Annotated in this window: 15 protein-coding genes and 1 riboswitch; of the genes, 11 read left to right on the forward strand and 4 right to left on the reverse strand. The window is 42.9% G+C overall.

The window, feature by feature from the left end; all coding sequences use genetic code 11:
- Window positions 1-502: 502 nt before the first annotated feature.
- Window positions 503-2,914 (reverse strand): ABC transporter permease, encoded by a 2,412-nt coding sequence (locus F0145_RS02400; RefSeq protein ID WP_150086487.1) that lies wholly within the window; start codon window positions 2,912-2,914, stop codon window positions 503-505.
- A gap of 61 nt (window positions 2,915-2,975) precedes the next feature.
- Window positions 2,976-5,354, reverse strand: coding sequence for an ABC transporter permease (locus F0145_RS02405; RefSeq protein ID WP_150086489.1), 2,379 nt, complete (start codon window positions 5,352-5,354; stop codon window positions 2,976-2,978).
- Between the two features lie 621 nt (window positions 5,355-5,975).
- On the opposite strand from F0145_RS02405, the gene F0145_RS02410 reads away from it, so the two are divergent.
- From F0145_RS02410 to F0145_RS02425, 5 genes are all read left to right on the forward strand, one after another.
- A complete protein-coding gene (locus F0145_RS02410) occupies window positions 5,976-7,094 on the forward strand; it encodes a fatty acid desaturase family protein (protein WP_150086491.1) in 1,119 nt (372 codons plus the stop codon).
- 215 nt (window positions 7,095-7,309) lie between these two features.
- Window positions 7,310-7,462 (forward strand): hypothetical protein, encoded by a 153-nt coding sequence (locus tag F0145_RS26060; protein WP_190277448.1) that lies wholly within the window; start codon window positions 7,310-7,312, stop codon window positions 7,460-7,462.
- 195 nt (window positions 7,463-7,657) lie between these two features.
- Window positions 7,658-7,837, forward strand: coding sequence for a DUF2158 domain-containing protein (locus tag F0145_RS02415; RefSeq protein ID WP_190277449.1), 180 nt, complete (start codon window positions 7,658-7,660; stop codon window positions 7,835-7,837).
- 56 nt (window positions 7,838-7,893) lie between these two features.
- The gene (locus tag F0145_RS02420) at window positions 7,894-8,151 is read left to right on the forward strand and encodes a winged helix-turn-helix domain-containing protein (RefSeq protein ID WP_150086495.1); all 258 of its coding nucleotides are present in this window, start codon (window positions 7,894-7,896) and stop codon (window positions 8,149-8,151) included.
- Between the two features lie 110 nt (window positions 8,152-8,261).
- Window positions 8,262-8,828, forward strand: a complete 567-nt coding sequence (locus F0145_RS02425; protein ID WP_150086497.1) for a hypothetical protein — start codon at window positions 8,262-8,264, stop codon at window positions 8,826-8,828.
- Between the two features lie 109 nt (window positions 8,829-8,937).
- Here F0145_RS02425 and F0145_RS02430 read toward each other — a convergent pair whose 3' ends face one another.
- Window positions 8,938-9,381, reverse strand: coding sequence for a hypothetical protein (locus F0145_RS02430; protein ID WP_150086499.1), 444 nt, complete (start codon window positions 9,379-9,381; stop codon window positions 8,938-8,940).
- Window positions 9,382-9,647: 266 nt separating this feature from the next.
- Here F0145_RS02430 and F0145_RS02435 point away from each other — a divergent pair, with 266 nt between their 5' ends.
- From F0145_RS02435 to F0145_RS02450, 4 genes are all read left to right on the forward strand, one after another.
- Window positions 9,648-11,027, forward strand: a complete 1,380-nt coding sequence (locus tag F0145_RS02435) for a sigma-54-dependent transcriptional regulator (protein WP_150086501.1) — start codon at window positions 9,648-9,650, stop codon at window positions 11,025-11,027.
- Complete coding sequence (locus F0145_RS02440) at window positions 11,017-12,375, forward strand: sensor histidine kinase (protein WP_150086503.1); 1,359 nt, start codon at window positions 11,017-11,019, stop codon at window positions 12,373-12,375. Before F0145_RS02435 ends, F0145_RS02440 begins: the two co-directional genes overlap by 11 nt.
- A gap of 44 nt (window positions 12,376-12,419) precedes the next feature.
- Window positions 12,420-12,944, forward strand: a complete 525-nt coding sequence (locus F0145_RS02445; RefSeq protein WP_223815773.1) for an AAA family ATPase — start codon at window positions 12,420-12,422, stop codon at window positions 12,942-12,944.
- Window positions 12,945-13,161: 217 nt separating this feature from the next.
- Window positions 13,162-14,034 (forward strand): aldose 1-epimerase family protein, encoded by an 873-nt coding sequence (locus tag F0145_RS02450; RefSeq protein WP_150086505.1) that lies wholly within the window; start codon window positions 13,162-13,164, stop codon window positions 14,032-14,034.
- Between the two features lie 165 nt (window positions 14,035-14,199).
- Here F0145_RS02450 and F0145_RS02455 read toward each other — a convergent pair whose 3' ends face one another.
- Window positions 14,200-14,454 carry a hypothetical protein gene (locus F0145_RS02455; protein ID WP_150086506.1) on the reverse strand — a complete coding sequence of 85 codons (255 nt, stop codon included), beginning with the start codon at window positions 14,452-14,454 and terminating at the stop codon, window positions 14,200-14,202.
- A 216-nt stretch (window positions 14,455-14,670) separates the two neighbouring features.
- Window positions 14,671-14,767: riboswitch (TPP riboswitch) on the forward strand.
- Between the two features lie 58 nt (window positions 14,768-14,825).
- Between F0145_RS02455 and F0145_RS02460 the strand changes: the two genes are divergently transcribed.
- Together F0145_RS02460 and F0145_RS02465 are read left to right on the forward strand one after the other, a co-directional pair.
- The gene (locus F0145_RS02460; RefSeq protein ID WP_150086507.1) at window positions 14,826-17,237 is read left to right on the forward strand and encodes a TonB-dependent receptor; all 2,412 of its coding nucleotides are present in this window, start codon (window positions 14,826-14,828) and stop codon (window positions 17,235-17,237) included.
- 121 nt (window positions 17,238-17,358) lie between these two features.
- On the forward strand, window positions 17,359-18,537 hold the full coding sequence (locus F0145_RS02465; RefSeq protein WP_150086509.1) for an acyl-CoA dehydrogenase family protein: 1,179 nt from the start codon (window positions 17,359-17,361) through the stop codon (window positions 18,535-18,537).
- Window positions 18,538-18,631: the final 94 nt, after the last annotated feature.

The raw sequence follows: 18,631 nt of genomic DNA on the forward strand, positions 1-18,631 counted from the left end.
TTATTTATGGTGTAAATATTTTATAAAATATTGTATTTCAGTAATTTATTTGGGAGTTAAGCTAAGTTGATATATTTATGCTCCAAAGTAAAGGCCTATTCATTCTGGTAGATGTACTACTAAGCACTTTGGTTGCCTGCGCAAACAAATATTTCTCCGGAGAGGGTAACCGGCGTTTAAATAAAAAGTAACAGACAACTTTAAAATAAATTATAGGGCTTGCCGATCTGCAATATTTAGTTGCTGGGTTGAACCATAGTTATTAGCTAAGAGAAAAGAATCACTACCTGCACCTTTGTCCAATCGACTGACTTTGCATTGCCCCTGACTTTAGTCAGGGGATACCGAAATAAATCCGGGGCTAAAGCACCCGTGCAATGCAAGGGCACTTTTATAATCTAGCTGAAAATTCTAAGTCAGATGTGCTAAAGTAAAAAAGCGGACTAGAAAATAATTTTCTTTCTGGTCCGCCAGTAAGTTGTTTAGGAGAATAGGTTAATTTTTATTCGGTGCGCAGACTTTTGATGGGGTTGGTAGAGGCGGCCCGGTGCGCCAGGTAACTAACGGTAACCAAAGTAAACAATAACGAAATAAAGCCGGCTAGTAAGAAAATCCAGGGGCTGATGGTAATGCGGTACGGGAAATCTTGTAACCAAGTATGCATGGCGTACCAGGCAATGGGGGTGGCAATTAAGATGGCAATTAGCACCAGTTTGGTAAAATCTTTGGTGAGGAGCAAGGTGATTTGGGCTACCGAAGCACCCATTACTTTCCGGATGCCAATTTCTTTGGTGCGTTGCTGCGCCGAAAAAGCCACTAAGCCCAGCAAACCTAAACAGGCAATAAATATAGCCAGCCCCGCAAAAATGGTAAATACCTGGCTGAGTTTACGTTCCGATTCTACCATTTTCCCAAAATATTCATCCAGAAAATTGTACTCAAAAGGATATTCCGGGGCAAAAGTTTTCCAGGTTTTTTCGAGGTGCGCCAAGGTAGCCGGAATATTACCGGGCCGCATCCGGATAGTTATTTGGTTGAAAGTACCGGGGTAAACGTGCATGATAAACGGCTCTATTTTCTGGTGCAGCGATTTAAAATGAAAATCTTTTACTACCCCCACTACTTTCCCTACTTTCAGTTTGTCCGGCTTCAGCCATTCATCCCAAATAATTTCATTTCCCAAGGCTTTTTCAGGAGTGCCAAAACCTAGCTCTTTTGCCGCAGTTTCGTTTATAATATAGGCTTGCTGTTCATCGGTTTTATAGCTTTTAGAAAACGGCCGGCCGGCTACTATTTGGAGTTTCAGGGTGGAGATATAATCGTAATCTACGGTAAACATGCTGATGGGCCGGTTGTCTTTATCACCCCGCAGCCGGATGCCGTCGCCGGCTACTACGCCGCCGGGTTCGCCGTATGAAGCCGATGCCGCAACAATATTGGGGTTGCGCAAAAGCTCGGTTTTTACTTGTTCGGAGGCTTGCTGCATTTTATCGCCTTGCATATTAAAAACCAATAATTGGTCTTTATCGAACCCCAAATCTTTCTGCTGCAGGTAATTTAATTGCCGGTATACAATAGCCGTAGCGGCAATTAAAGCCACCGATATCACAAACTGGGTAATGACCAGCACTTGCCGTAAAGCCGAAAGCCGAAAACCTTTACCGGTATTGTTACTTTTTAAAACATCGATGGGCAGGAAAGAAGATAAAAAGAAAGCTGGGTATAGGCCGGCCAACAAGCCGACCGGAATACTGCATAACAGCAACCCCGCTACTACCAGAAAATCCTGGCCTAAGTGCAGCCTCAAGGTTTCGCCGGAAAGTTCGTTAAAGTAAGGCAAAGCCAGTTCTACAATAGGAATAGCCAGTAAAAATGCTACCAAGGTCATCAGGATCGATTCGCCTAAATATTGCAGAATAAGCTGGCCTTTGTGGGCGCCGATTACCTTACGCACGCCTACTTCTTTGGCGCGTTTTAAAGAACGGGCCGTAGCTAGATTCATAAAATTAAAGCAGGCAATTACCAGAATAAACAAAGCAATAACGGCAAAGGCATATACAAAATTAATGTTACCCCGGTTAGGCTGGTCGTATTCTAAGTGGCCGGAATGCAGGTAAATATCTTTTACCGGCTGCAAATGGAAAACATCGTTAATTCCGGCTTTAGCTGTAATGGGGGCAACTTCTTTCTCCGTAAAGCGGGCCAATTTTTCTTCGAAGTCAGGGCCCGATGTATTATTTTTTAGGCGGACGTAGGTATAAAACTGGTGCCAGTTCCAGCTTTGCAGCCGTTCCGGAAAAAATTGCCGCGCAAAAGCAAAAGAAAGAATGATATCGGCTTTTAGATGCGTAGGCGTTTTAGGCTTCGCCAGCACCCCAGTTACTTTTAATTTTGTATCGTTGTTCAGGCTAATAATTTTGCCGATCGGGTTTTCCGAACCAAAATATTTTTGGGCAACAACATCCGAAATAATAACCGCATCCGGGGCGTTAAGCGCGGTTCGGGCATCGCCGTGCTGCAGTGGTAAGGTTAATACCTGTAGAATAGAAGAATCGGCGAGGTAAAGATTATCTTCATAAAATTCATGCGCTTTGTATTCTATCAGGTTGCCAGGTAATATTATCAGGCGGGCAGCAGCTTCTACTTCCGGAAAATTTTTGACCAAGGTTGGCGCTACCATGGGCGGTGTTAAGGTGAGCCATTGCTGTTGGTCACTTTTTTTATTTTCGGTTACAACGCGGTAAATATTATCGGCTTCTTTGTGGTGGGTATCGTAACTGAGCGATGTGCGCACGTACAAGAAGATAACCAAACAACAGGCAATGCCAATGGCCAGACCTATAATATTTATGAAAGAATAAAATTTATGACGGAACATGTTCCGGATAGCCAGTTTCAAATAATTCTTCAGCATAATAGTAGCAAATAGGAATTCCTAATTTCTTTTTAGTGGTAGCCTTTGTCTTAGGATTTAATTACTCTACCCGCAAGTTCTTTATGGGATTAGCAACGGCCGCTTTAAAGGTGCGGGCCGCAATGGTAAGCAGCGCCAGCAACAACGTAGCCAAACAGGGCAGCGCAAACAACCACCAGTTCAACGAAATGCGGTAAGGAAAATCTTGCAGCCAGGTATTAATAGCGTAATATCCTACCGGTACCGAGATGAAAAAGGCCAGGGCTACCACCTTTGTAAAATCGGTAGAAAGCATGAGCACAATATCCGAGACGGCCGCGCCAAATACTTTGCGGATGCCAATTTCTTTGGTGCGTTGCTGAATAGCCAAAGTAGCTAACCCGAATAAACCAATGCAGGAAATAAATATCGATAAAACAGCGCCCACGGTTATGAGTTGTTTCCACTTGGCTTCCTGCTCGTAATTTTTTTCGTTCAAGACATTTATAAAATCGAACTCAAAAGGTTTAAAAGGAAGAACTTTGCGGTGTGTTTGGGCCAGTACCTTCAGGGTTTGGGGAATATTTTGGGGCTGCATTTTCACCCAAACATCGCCGGAACCAACTACAAATAGCTGCGGACCAATTTTTTCTTTTAAAGAAGCATAATGATAATCTTTTACCACGCCCACTACGGTCATGGGGTTAGGATTGCCGTTTACGTTGTAGAGCTTTTTACCAACAGGATTACGCCAGCCGGCGGCTTGGGCAAAGGTTTCGTTTATGATAACTGCATTTTCGGCATCGGCCGGGAAATCTGGTGAAAAGTTGCGGCCTTTTACGATTGGAATTTGCAGGGTGGGCAAAAAGTTTTCATCAATCCGGCTAAAAGCAAATTCTATTTCTTTGCCAGCTACTTTAACTACCGTATAATTTTGGCCGGCATCTTTGGTAGCTACCCACTGGATGTTGGGATTCTGGGCTAATTCGTTTTTAAATAATTTAACCTCCTCAGCATGGGGCCCGCGGCCTAAATGAATAACCGCCAGATTTTCGTCGTGGTAGCCTAAATTTTTATGCGTTAAAAAATTAAATTGGTCGTAAACGGCCAAAGTGGCAATCATCAGAAAAGAAGTTACCGCAAACTGAAATATTACCAGACCTTTAGCTAAGTAGCCGTTGCCATTAAATTTATAGCGGTGTTGCAGCACCATGATAGGCTTAAAACTCGATAACACCAGCGCCGGGTAAAAACCTGCCAGAAATCCAGTTAACAGAAATAAACCCAGGTAACCGGCCACCAGTTTAGTATTGAGGAGGTAAGGCAAGCTCAGGCGTTTATTCGCTACTTCGTTAAAAAACGGCAACGATAGTTCTACCAATACCACGGCCAAAGCAAAAGCCAGGAAACACAACAAAAACGATTCGCCTAAAAATTGAAAAGTAAGCTGCAAGCGGTTGCCACCAATTACTTTCCGGATGCCAATTTCTTTGCCGCGTTTAAGCGAATGCGCTACGGTTAGGTTTACAAAATTAATGCAGGCAATAAGCAGCATAAAAATAGCGATACCGGTTAAAATATAAGCATAAACCGGGTTACTGCCGTACTTTAAGCCGTTCCGGACATCGGCATAAGCGGTATCGAGGTGAATTTGCAATAAGGGTTGCAGGCCAAATTGAATGCTGTTTTTAAAATCAAACTTTGCTTTGGCTTCCTGTAACTCTTCCCGGACTTGTTGCAGAAATACCTGGTTTAGTTTGGGTGCCACCTTCTCCGGATTGGCCAAAGGGTTTAAAACCACAAACGTGTTCATGTAAAAGCCTAGCCACGCGTTATCAGGAAAATGGGTTTCGGTATATTTAAAAGGCAGCAACACCTCGAACTGTAGCGATGAGTTTTGGGGCGGATTTTTAGCAATGCCCGTTACTACAAACGGCTTAAAGGTATCGCCCATTTTCAGCTCAAGGGTTTTGCCAATGGCCGTTGCATCACCGAAATATTTTTGGGCGGTTTTTTCGGTAAGCACCAGGGAGTTGAGGTTACTTAAGGCTTTTCTGGGGTTGCCGGCCAGTAGGGGTAAAGAAAAAACAGAGAAAATACTTTCGTCGGCGAATACTACTTCCTGGTTAAAAGTGTTTTCCTGCTGCCGCACAATGTAAAAGTCTTCCTGCATTCGCACAAAGGCTTCTATTTCGGGTATGGCTTGTTTAAACGATGGCCCTACTACCATGTTGGTACTGCCGGTTTTGGTTACTTCGCCTTCGTTAATAATATTGGCTGTTACCCGGTAAATCCGGTCTTTCTTCGCGTGAAAACGGTCGTAGCTGACTTCGTCTTTGATGTACAAAAAAATAAGCATGCAGCACGCCAACCCTAGACTCAGGCCCCCAATATTAATAAAGGAAAAAACTTTGTTTCGCCAAAGGTTGCGAAAAGCCAGTTTAAAGTAGTTGTGTAGCATCGCCTTGTTTTTACAATTTACTTATGCCGATAATCTTCCGGAAATAGTGCTTAAGCCAGTTTAATATTTTACTAAAACGGCCAAACAAGCATACTATCCTATATTAGAAAGCTTGGTCAAGATGGTTTCTTTTAGTCTTAATACTTAGGCCAATTTATATGCCATTAAAATAATTTATTGATTATCAGATATTTATTAAACAAAGCAGCTTGTTGCCTGTTCATAGTTGAACAGTTTGCTGTTCGGGCGTGAACAGGTTTTGTAATAGCTGGAGAAAAGTATTTATTTCTAAGCAGCCAGCGCGCGCTTTAGCAGCCATATTATTTAAATAAAACAAACTTCTTACTTCAAGCGAATTTAAATTACCCATAACTATGAATTAATACGTAGCTTTGCTCGTTACATAAGTAGTATTACGGATAGGGCTTCAGGGCTGGCTGTATTATTGCTTTTTATCCTAATATTCTATCGGTCAAAGATTTAGTTTGTGGCCGCCTGTAAAAAGACCTTCTGTTAATTTAATCTAATTCATTATCTGCTATGCCGGCACGGTAATATTTTTGATAACCTTAGTTGCGGGAATTTCTCTTTTTATTTTTTATTTATTCCCAACTATAGTATATGTCATCAAAAGTAAAATTCATAAACACGCATCAATCTCAATTTTTTGCAACTGTCCGGCAACGGGTCGATAACTATTTTAAAGAAAACAATATTTCGAAGCATGCCAATACGGCCATGTGGGGTAAAGTAATATTTTACTTAACCGGTTTTTTAACGCTTTATCTGCTTATTTTATCTAACCAGTTTAGCCTCTGGACCATGTTTGGGCTGGCTTTGCTGCTGGGCGTTTTTTGTGCCTTTATTGGCTTTAATATTTGCCACGATGCGGTGCACGGCTCTTTTTCTGCTAACCAGAAAGTAAACAAAGTATTTGGTTTTGTATTTAATCTCATTGGGGCTAGTCCGTACGTGTGGAGCATTACGCATAATGTGGTGCATCATACCTATACCAATATTCCGGGCCACGACGAAGATATTGATGTAGCCAAAGGCCTCATTCGGATTTCGGAAGAAGAAAAGGTAAATAAATTGCAGCGGTATCAGCACCTTTACGCTTTTGCCTTGTATAGTTTTGCTTCTATTTCCTGGGTGTTCCGCAAAGACTTTGTCAAGTTTTTTCAGAAAAAAATAGGAGAACATGCCAGCCCGAAGCATCCTAAAAAAGAATATTTTAACCTGTTCTTTTACAAGGCTATTTATTATTTTTTCTTTATCGGGTTGCCGTTGCTGGTGTTAAATATTACCTGGTGGCAGTTTCTGATTGGGTTTATTTGTATGCACCTGGCCGAAGGATTGGTAATGGGATTGGTATTTCAGTTGGCGCACGTAGTAGAAGGTACCGATTTTCCGGTGCCCAATGTACAAGGCAACATGGAAGAAGCCTGGGCCGACCACCAGATGCGGACCACGGCTAATTTCTCAACGCAAAGCAAAATGGCCGGCTTTTTACTTGGTGGCCTGAACCGGCAAATAGAGCATCATCTTTTTCCCAAATATTGTCATATTCATTACCCGGCTATTTCGGTTATATTAAAAAAAACGGCTCTGGAATTTAACTTGCCTTACCTCGAAAGCCCTTCATTTGGAGCCGCCTTGCGATCGCATTACCGGATGCTTAAAAAATTTGGTAAACACGCTTATTCAGAGCGCGAAAAGCAAGCTTTAATGGCTGCGTAGGTTTACCATAACATTCTTAAATTATTAATATTATTCTGGGCTTCGCAGCCGTAAAGTAACCTATTAATAATATTTAATTCCGGGTAGTTTTTTGCCTGGTTAAAGGTTGGCTGAAGCAGATGTTTTAGCCGGCCGGTTTAAAATAAATCTTTTATTTTGAACGAAGTACAGTTAAAAAAAATAGTTAACGTATACCTTAATATAACAACCAGCTTATGAACTTAATATTCTTGTTTTCTTTGTTGATTGTAGCCGGAATGGTTATTAATCTTAAATATATAGCAGAGGCAGTACGCAAATTGCTGGTGCCTCAGCGGCAGTTAGTGCCGCAAACAGCCCCGGTGGGAAATTCCATCGAAAAAAAGTAATAGGCCTTGTGCTTATACAATATTCCTGGTTAGCGAAGAGAATAAATTCTCTTTGCTAACTTTTAGTAATATATAACTTCTGAAACCAGGTACCTGGCTCTTCTAAATATTTCGGCCAGCCTCATGCTGCCTTGCTATTACCTGCCTTCATCTACCGCGCTAAATTTCTTATTAACCAACTTTTATTTTAAAAACATGCCTAAAAATTTCAAAACGGGTGATTCCGTAATTCTTAAATCTGGTAATAAAATGATGACCGTTGATTACCTAACCAAAACCGGCCTTTACAACTGCCGCTGGTACGAAGGCATGGCCTTGAAAGAGGCGACTTTTAACCCCGAAGACTTGTTGCTGAAAAATCGGAAGCATGGTTAAATAACCATTGTTTAGATAATATTTTTTATAATAAATTTTAAATTAAAGTGTAAAGTATGGTAGCGAGTAAAGAAATAATACCCCTGGACGATGTTAAAAAAGAGATGCTGGAGTTTTGTTTAGAACCGCAGAACCAGAAAACCATATTAGAACACATTCAGGTACCGGTTTCTACTGATAATTACAAAAGGTATGTGGCCGTGTTGTTGAAGCAACGATTTATTAAATCGGACCAGGATCGAAACCGGAATTCTATAAAACAACAATACGTAATCACCCAAAAAGGCTTAAACTACCTGAAAGCCATTTCCTGATAAACTACTCTCTCTTTTTTCTTACGCAATAATTTACTGCCGCAATATTTTTGCTTTCAGTAGTAGTTGCGCTGTTACTGCACCGGAACGCCGCCTTTTTTTCAATTCTTATGTCTACTGATTTCGTTAAAAGCCCTATGCAGCTTAAATATGAGCTGGATAAAATTAATATTGAACTTGTTTCGTTGCTGAAAAACTGGAAGAAGAAAAAGAATGAATATTTAGCCCGCCTCGTCGGGTACCGGGCCGAATTAAAAGAATTTAAAGCGGTTTTAGCAGCTACCGAAGAAGGTCATAAATCCTTTCTGGACCTGGTACATCCCATTCTGGAATTATCAATTCTGGAATTATCAAACGCATCTGACAATAACGTAAGTCCTGTTTCCGGTACAGAGCCGCCGGTGCTGGCTAAAGGCGAAACAAATTACCTGCGCCAATTAAAAGAATTTGTTAAGGCGGCTCAGGAAAAAGAAACCGCGCGTATAACGCAGGCCAGGAGCGTTTACAAAACCAACTCGGAGCATATATTGCGTAAAACAAAAGAGATTTATAGGGCTATGGAAGAAGAAAAAGGGCAAGTAGATGCTTATGCCGTTATTCTGACCAACAATTGTAAGGCTACCGAAAAGCAACTAGAGGTTCAATTAAAAACGAGCGGCATTGGTATTGGTTTATAGCCATGCCTAATATTTTATTAATCTTCGGGTAATGTATCGCTAATGTTTAACCAGCTGCTGGTTGCCAAAAAACTTAATATTGCTTACACAGTTGGTTCTGGGTAAAAAATCAGCGTTTAAAAACCTTCTGCATAATAGCAATACCGTCCTGAGTCGGGAAATCTAATTTTATTTCGGTAGAAGTAATTTTTAAGGTGCCGCTATTCCGGAACGTTTTGCCATTCAGTTCCAGCGTGTAATCACCGTTTTGTAAAGCACCTAAATCAATTTTGGCGCGGGCCGGCCCTAAAGCATTCGCGCAATAATTAATTTTATCGATGCCAGAAAAATTAATCCGGAAAAAATTTGGCTGAACTTCCTGCGTGGTAAGCAAATTGAAATTAGAGCAGGTGTACGTTTGTTCGGTAGCGCAGTACAGAAAAATTCTTTTTTCGTTAGCAATATTTACCTCAGCGGGTTCTATCTGAATGGTAGAACTAATGGGGTGCGTAGTTGCTGCTTCTTCGCAGCTCAGGAGCAGCAGCAATCCCAGAATATAGCCTATTTTGCGCATACAGTTAGCTTTATAAAAGTAATGCCTTTATAAAAACAGACCCTAACCTTTGGCGCTTGGTTGCAAGCCAATATTTATTTAATAGCTTGGCAAACCTAAACCAATATTTAAATTCCGCAGGTGTTCAGTTCTGAACACCTGTTTTGTTCACCGCCGAACACTTTTGCGCAATATTTAATACAAAAAAGCCTAAATTAAGCCAGGCAAGCCAATCTTAAACACTGGCATTATTTCGGATAAACAAACGTATATACTCCGGCACAACATTGGAAAATAACTTAGGCAAAATATTAATCATCGACGATAACGAGGACGTTTTGTTTGCGGCCAAAATGCTCCTGAAAAAGCACACGCCTACCATTTTTCTCGAAAAAAATCCCAAACGCATTCCTTTTCTGGTGAGCCAGGAAAAGTTTGATATTATTCTGCTGGATATGAATTTCAGCGAAGATATTTCGAGCGGCAACGAAGGTTTTTTCTGGTTGAAAGAAATATTAAAAATAGACCCCAAAGCGGTAGTAATTATGATTACGGCTTTCGGCAACGTAGAAATGGCCGTGCGCGCCCTGAAAGAAGGTGCTACTGATTTTGTGCTAAAACCCTGGCAAAACGAAAAATTAATTGCCACACTCTCGGCGGCGGCTAAACTAAAAAAATCTTACCAGGAAGTAGAAAGCCTGCAGCAGAAAAACTCGGCCCTCACCGAACTGAATCAGCAACCTTTTACGCTCATTACCGGCCAAAGCCACCGCATGCAATATTTGTTCGGGATGATCGACAAAGTGGCCGATACCGATGCGGATATTTTATTATTAGGCGAAAACGGCACCGGCAAAGAAGTAATTGCCCGCACCATTCACCAAAAATCGTTGCGGGCGCATAAGGTTTTTACCACCGTAGACATGGGCGCCGTCACCGAAACCTTGTTTGAAAGCGAGCTTTTTGGGCATAAAAAAGGCGCTTTTACCGATGCGCGCGAAGACCGCATTGGCCGCTTCGAAATTGCTAACGGCGGTACTTTGTTTTTAGATGAGATTGGTAATTTATCGTTGGCCTTGCAAGCTAAATTATTAACGGTGTTGCAGCGGCGAGAAATTATTAGAGTAGGCACCAATAAACCTATTCCGATTGATGTGCGGTTGATTTGCGCCACCAACATGCCCTTGTACAAAATGGTGCAGGAGCAAAGATTTAGGCAGGATTTATTGTACCGCATTAATACCGTAGAGTTGCAGTTGCCGGCTTTGCGCGAACGCGCCGAAGATATTCCGGCTTTGGTAATGCATTTTTTAGAAGTGTACAGCCAGAAATACAAACGCCCGCTTAAAACCATTTCGCCGGAGGGACTGAAAAAATTGCAGCGTTATACCTGGCCGGGCAATATTCGGGAATTGCAGCACGTAATTGAGCGCGCCACTATTATTAGTACTAACGCCCGACTACAGGCCGAAGATTTTTATTTTCTGGAAGAGCCTGTAAATACCGCTTTAAAAGAAGAACCCGATACCCTGAACCTCGACGAAATGGAAAAAGATACGGTGCGGCGGGCCATGCAAAAGTTTAACGGCAACATTTCGAAAGTAGCAAAAGAACTGGGCTTGTCGCGGGCATCGCTTTACCGGCGTTTAGAAAAATATGAGCTTTAAGAATTTCCGGGTGCAGGTGGTGCTGCGGGTGCTGGCATTGGGTTGCACACTCTGGCTTTTCCTGTACTTAGATTTTCAGGCCCGCTTTACCGGTACGCTTATTTTTCTGAGCGTATTACTATTGCTGCAAATAATATTTCTGATTCGATACCTCGAAAAATCTAACCAGCAGCTAAATAAATTTCTCGATTCTATTCATTACGACGATTTTACCGAGACTTATTCGCCCCGCGGCGAGGGCGAAGTGTTTGATAAACTGCACCTGAAATTTAACCAGGTGCTGCAAAAATTCCGGGAAATACGCGCCGAGAAAGAAGCCGATGCGCATTATTACCGCACGCTGGTGCACCACGTAGGCACCGGCATTATTTCGTATCATAAAAAAAACGGGCAAATTCATTTATTAAACACGGCGGCCAAACGGCTGCTGGGCGTAAACCAGTTGCACAACCTCCACGATTTAAATTTATCGGATGCCAAAGCTACCGAAACGCTGCTGCACCTCCCGCACGGCGAAAAAACTTTGCTTAAACTGGAGCAGGGCGGGCAAATGGTGCAGCTATCGGTAAATGCTATTGAAATAAGGCTGCGGGGCGAGGAATACCGGTTATTGTCGGTACAGAATATTCAGCAGGAACTCGAAGAAAAAGAGATGGAAGCCTGGCAAAACCTGATTAAAATTCTGACCCACGAGATCATGAATTCGGTAACGCCTATTTCGTCGTTGGCGGCGAGTGTAAGCGAAGAGCTAACCGATCACCGGCAGCATCCCGACCAAAACCACCAAATCCGGAAAGAAGACTTGGGTGATATTGAGTTGGCTATGCAAACCATTCAGCGGCGCAGCGAAGGCCTGGTAAAATTTGTACACGATTTTCGCAACCTTACGCAGGTACCCACCCCGCAATTAAATTATATTCACCTAGCCAATTTATTTAACCGGCTGGCCTTATTGCTGAAAACAGAATTAGAAGCAAACCGCATTCTTTTACAGGTTGAGGCACCGCCGCCCGGCATTATTTTAGTAGCCGACGAAAATTTAGTAGAGCAGGTACTTATTAATTTAATCAAGAATGCCGTTCAGGCCATGCAAGACCAACAAAACAAACAAATAAATTTATTGGCTTACCAAAACGAAAAAGGAAGGCTGGTGCTGGAAGTAACCGATAACGGACCGGGCATTAACAAGCAAGCACAGGATAAAATATTTATTCCGTTTTATACCACCAAAAAAACTGGTTCGGGCATTGGCCTGAGCCTCTCCAAACAAATAATGCGGTTACACAACGGCACAATTTCCGTACATTCACCCGAAAATGGCGGCTGCACCTTCCGGTTACAGTTTTAATATTTATTAGCCAAATTTCGGATCTAAAAACCAAAACAAACCGCTTGTCAGTACCTATTTTAAAAGTAGCCATTACCGGACCCGAATCGACGGGTAAATCGACGCTGGCAACGCAACTGGCGGCGCATTACAATACCATTTGGGTACCCGAATTTGCCCGGACTTACATTGCCGAATTGCCGCAGCGCTACACGCCCCAGGATATCGAAAATATTGCCCGCGGGCAACTAACAACCGTACAAGCTGCAGTACCAACCGCCAATAAAATATTATTCGCCGATACTGATTTACTCGTGATAAAAATCTGGTTTACGCACGCATTTGGCTATTGCCCGGCCTGGATTTTGGCAGCCCTGGAAAAGCAGGATTTCGATTTATACCTGCTGATGGATGTGGATTTGCCCTGGCAGGCTGACGAGCAACGGGAACATCCGCATTTGCGGCAATTTTTTTACGACTGGTATAAAAAAGAACTAGAGTTACATGGTTTTCCTTTTGTGCAAATTTCGGGCAGCCAAGACGAGCGGTTACAAAATGCTTTGACGTATATTGAACCGTTAGTTAAGTAATATTTCGATTATAGTTAGATTCAAAGACTTTCACGTTAATGAGAATATTACTCATTTTGCTGGTTCAAGTTTAACGAAGTGTAACTTGGACCTATTTTATAAAGGCCAGTTTTCAACTGGCAAGAAGTTGGAAACTTCCTTTTATTCAAAGTCACAAGTTACGCTTCGCTAAACTTGCGACAGCACATAGTATTTTTTAATTCTAAATTAGTTGCTCATGCTACATTACCTGGAAAACGATAACTATAAAGTAGGGGTGAAAACCGCCGGTGCCGAACTGAGCAGCTTCCGGAATAAACAGACGAACCTGGAATATATCTGGCAAGCCGATCCGCAAATATGGCCCCGCCACGCACCGGTATTATTTCCCGTAGTAGGTAAATTACCCGGTGGTAAATTTAGCTACGGAGGCAAAACCTACGAACTGTCCCAACACGGCTTTGCCCGAGATCTGGATTTTACCCTGGTTAGCCAATCCGGAAAAGAATTAATATTTGAGCTGAAGGATTCCGAACAAACAAAAGCAGTTTATCCATTCCCGTTTCGGTTGCAAATAATTTACCGGCTCGAAGGAAATGCTTTGGAAACAACCTATGCGGTTCAAAATCCGGCCGAGGCAGACCTATATTTTTCGATTGGCGCGCATCCGGCTTTTAACTGTCCGTTGCTGCCCGGCGAATTTTTTGCGGATTATTACCTGGAATTTGACCAGCCGGAAAACCAAGCACATTATTTATTAGAACTGGGTTTGCTGAACGGCAAAACAGAGCCTTTGCTGAAAAACGAAATTAAACTGCCGCTCTCGTACGATTTATTTTTGCACGATGCGCTGGTATTTAAAAATCTTGCTTCCGAAAAAATAGAGCTAAAAAATTTAAAGCATCACCACGGCCTAAGTTTCGAGTTTAAAGGTTTTCCTTATTTCGGCATCTGGACGAAGCAGCCTGGTGCGGGTTTTATTTGCCTGGAGCCTTGGCACGGCATTGCCAGCAGCGTAGGCGATAATGGTGAATTAACGCAAAAAGAAGGTATTAAAAAGTTAGCCGCCGGCGAGGCATTTTCCTGCGCTTATACCATTCGGGTTCATTAAAATTCATCAAAAAAATAGAGGAGCTAAATATTCAGCTCCTCTATTTTAATATTTTATATTCTTAACCAACCTATAAAAGGCCATAAGTCAATATTTTTAGATAAGTATTTGCGCGGACTAAACCCGGAAATTCCTAATTAAACCTAAAGAGGTAGTAGCAGCGGATTACTTCGAAAATACCAGGGCCCCATCCTGATCCACGAAAACCCGCGTTGGCTTTTTGTTGTAATCCGGTTCAAAATCGTTGATGGGTAAACTAATGCCCGGCGGTAAATCCAAATCCGGTAAATCGTAGCCAATTGGTTCGCCGCCATCGTCATCATTTCCTTCGGAAGGCGGATTATTAAATTTCTTTTTGGGCATCACCATAAAGTAAGCCAAAATGGTTAAAACGGCGAAGGTATAAAATAAGCTAATCATATAAATTTCATCCAGAATGAATACCGCGTTTTGTGCCTGAAAATCAACGAAATGGCTAAAGTCATTTGTGAAGGGGCGTAGGTTTAATAACGCAAGGAGCCGGTTTTGGTTTATGATTTTTTATAGTTGTATTAAATTTATTTCAAGAATATTTTTGGACCCAATTTAAAAAAAGAAAGTTATCCTTTTTAATGTTTAAAGAAGCATATACCTTTGATCTTAGTTTAGGGGTGCCTTAATAAAACGGGCTGAGATCATACCCATTGAACCTGATCCGGGTAATGCCGGCGAAGGGAAAACGGTTACTTTCTTCTTCTTTCCTTCTTTTGAGGGGCATTCCTGCGCAACAATATTTTTTAAATTTTAGCAGGATGAAAAAAATTACATTCTTTTGGTTTATTTTTCTGTGTCCGGTATTGGTTTTTGCGCAGTATGCCGTAACCGGTAAAATTACCGATGCTCAAACCCAGCAGCCTTTAATTGGCGCTACCGTGCAGTTGGGCCAATTTGGCACCACCAGCGATGCCCAGGGTTTTTACAGGTTAACTAATATTCCGGGTGGGTCTCAAACCCTGGTAATTTCATACATTGGGTATTCCGTAGATAAACGAACCCTTACGGTAGAACAAGACATCACGCTCGATATAAACTTGCGCCCTACCAGTTACCGCACCGAAGAAGTAATTGTATCGGCAACACGGGCCAACGAAAAAACCGGCACTACTTATACCAACGTAAGCAAAGCGCAGATTCAGGAACAGAATTTTGGCCAGGATTTGCCTTATTTACTCGAACAAACGCCCTCGGTAGTAGTTAATTCCGATGCCGGAGCCGGCGTAGGTTATACCGGTATCCGCATTAGGGGCTCCGATATTACCCGCATTAATGTAACGGTAAATGGTATTCCGGTGAATGATGCCGAATCGCATGGTACTTTTTTCGTGAATATGCCCGATTTGGCGTCTTCGGTGCAGGACATACAGGTGCAGCGGGGGGTAGGTACTTCTACCAACGGGGCCGCCGCTTTCGGGGCGAGCTTAAATATTCGGACGCTGGGTTTTAACCAGGAAGCTTACGCCGAAGCCATTAATTCTATTGGTTCTTTCGATACCCGCCGTCATTCGGTTAGTTTTGGTACCGGGCTGATTAAAGACAAATTTACGTTTGATGGGCGGCTGTCTAAAATATCTTCCGATGGTTACATCGACCGGGCTTTCTCTGATCTGAAGTCTTATTATTTTTCGGCGGGTTATTTAGGTAAAACCGGTATGCTGCGCTTTGTTTCGTTCTCGGGTAAAGAAAAAACTTACCAGGCCTGGAACGGCGTACCCGAAGATAAATTAGAAACCGACCGTACCTATAATTCGCTAACCTACGACAACGAAACTGATAACTACCAGCAGGATCATTACCAGTTACACTTCTCTAAAAACCTGGCTAAATATTTCGATTTGGGTGGCGCTTTCCACCTTACCCGCGGCCGGGGTTATTACGAGCAGTATAAGAACAATCAGAAATTAGCCAACTATAATTTGCCGGCAGTCGTGTTAGGCGATACCACCATTAGCCGCACCGACCTGATTCGGCAGAAATGGCTCGACAATTATTTTTACGGTGTTACTTACGCCCTGAATTATAATCCGCAGAACGATCGCTTTACTGCTACTTTGGGCGGTGCCTGGAATAAATACGACGGAGACCATTTTGGCGAAGTAATTTGGGCGCGGTTCGCCTCCAATAGTGAAATCCGGCAGCGGTATTACGAAGGCACCGCTTTAAAAACCGACTTTAATATTTACGGCAAAGTAAATTATCAGCTAACCGATAAGTTAGGCTTGTTCGGCGATTTGCAATACCGCACCATTAATTATGAACTCGACGGTACCGACGACAACCAACGCGATGTAACCCAACAAGCAAATTTTAATTTCTTCAACCCGAAAGGCGGCATTACTTATGCTTTATCGCCTAACCAGACTTTGTATGCTTCTTATGCCGTGGGCAACCGCGAGCCCGTGCGCAGCGATTTCGTAGACCGGAAGGGAGCGGGTTCGCCCCAAGCCGAAACCATGTATAACCTGGAAGCTGGTTACCGCCTGCGGGGCAATAACCCCCAAATAACCGGCCGCCGGATTGGGTACAGCCTCGATGCGAATTATTATTACATGGATTACAAAAACCAGTTGGTACTTACCGGACAATTAAACGATGTCGGCTCGCCGCTGCGCACCAATATAAAGGAAAGCTACCGCACCGGCGTGGAGTTAGCCGGCTTATTAAACCTGTATAATCGGGTAGAAATAAGCAGTTCGGTAAGCTTAAGCCGGAATAAAATACAGAACTACACCGAAACCGTTTACATTTACGATGCCGACTACAACCCCGAAGGCACCGTAGAAAACAACTACACCGAAACCGATATTTCTTTCTCACCGAACTTTGTATCGACCCACAAACTGGAAGTGCAGCCGCTGAAAGGTTTGAAAGCAGCATTGCTTTACAAAACCGTAAGCAAGCAATATTTAGATAATACCGCCAGCGAAACCCGTAAAATAAACGGTTACCAGGTTGCCGATTTGCGTTTGCGCTACGTGGTAAAGCCTTCTTTTATGCGCGAGCTGGAAGTAGGTTTGCTGCTGAATAATTTATTTAATGCCAAGTACGAAGCCAACGGCTACACTTTCAGCGAACAATATTCCGGCGACGCTACCCGCTACGATTATAATTATTATTTCCCGCAAGCCACCCGCAATTACCTGCTCACGCTGGGTCTGCGCTTCTAAATAATACTGGGTTATCTTTTACAAAAGACCTGCTTTACTTTTAAGGCAGGTCTTTTTTGTATAACTTAACCTAAACTTTACCGGTAATTATTACTCCGGAGAAATAAAGAGTAAAGCGCTTATGACTGCAGAAACCACTGGCACCGTCGATTATTTTAATATTGATGATTTACTGACTGAAGAACACAAACTGGTGCGGCACACCATGCGCGATTTTGTGCGGCGGGAAATATTACCCGATATTGAGCGCTGGGCCCAGGAGGCTTATTTCCCGAAAGAGATTGTGCAGAAGTTTGGCGAAGTGGGCGCTTTTGGTCCAACCATTCCGGAAGCGTACGGCGGCGGTGGATTAGATTATATTTCTTACGGTATTATTATGCAGGAAATTGAGCGCGGCGATTCCGGCATGCGTTCCACTGCCTCGGTACAAGGTTCCTTGGTAATGTACCCGATTTACGAATACGGATCGGAGGAACAGCGAAACAAATATTTGCCCAAACTGGCCAGCGGCGAGTTGTTAGGTTGTTTTGGTTTAACCGAACCGGATTTTGGTTCTAACCCGGCCGGCATGCTTACCAATATTAAAGACAAAGGCGATTATTATTTGCTGAACGGCTCTAAAATGTGGATCTCGAATTCGCCGGCTTGTGATTTGGCTATTGTGTGGGCCAAAAATGAAGAAGGCCGGATTAAAGGTTTAATTGTAGAGCGGGGCATGGAAGGTTTTAGTACGCCCGAAATTCATAATAAATGGAGCTTACGCGCCAGCACTACCGGCGAACTGGTGTTTGAAGACGTGCGGGTACCTAAAGAAAACTTATTGCCCAACGTGGAAGGCTTGCGCGGCCCGCTGGGTTGCCTCGATTCAGCCCGGTACGGCATTGCCTGGGGCGCTATTGGGGCGGCTATCGATTGCTACGAATCGGCCCGCAGCTATGCTTTGCAGCGCATCCAGTTCGATAAACCCATTGCTTCGTTTCAGTTAATTCAGAAGAAACTGGCTGAAATGCTGACTGAAATAACCAAAGCCCAGTTAATGGTTTGGCGCTTAGGCGTGTTAAAAAACGAAGGTAGAGCGAGCACCCAGCAAATCTCGATGGCCAAGCGCAACAGCGTAGAAATAGCGCTAAATATTGCCCGCGAAGCCCGCCAGATCCACGGGGGCATGGGCATCACCGGCGAGTACCCCATTATGCGACACATGATGAACCTCGAATCGGTAATAACCTACGAAGGAACCCACGATATTCACTTACTCATTACCGGTGCCGATATTACCGGTATTCCGGCTTTTAAATAAAGAGGCAATAAATATTGGTTGCTGCTAATTAATTTAGTAAAATTCTGAATAAAGTAAAATATTTAGTTTTAAGCTAATTTATCTGCACCTTTTT

It is taken from the genome of Adhaeribacter rhizoryzae, from assembly GCF_008629685.1.
GTDB lineage: Bacteria > Bacteroidota > Bacteroidia > Cytophagales > Hymenobacteraceae > Adhaeribacter > Adhaeribacter rhizoryzae.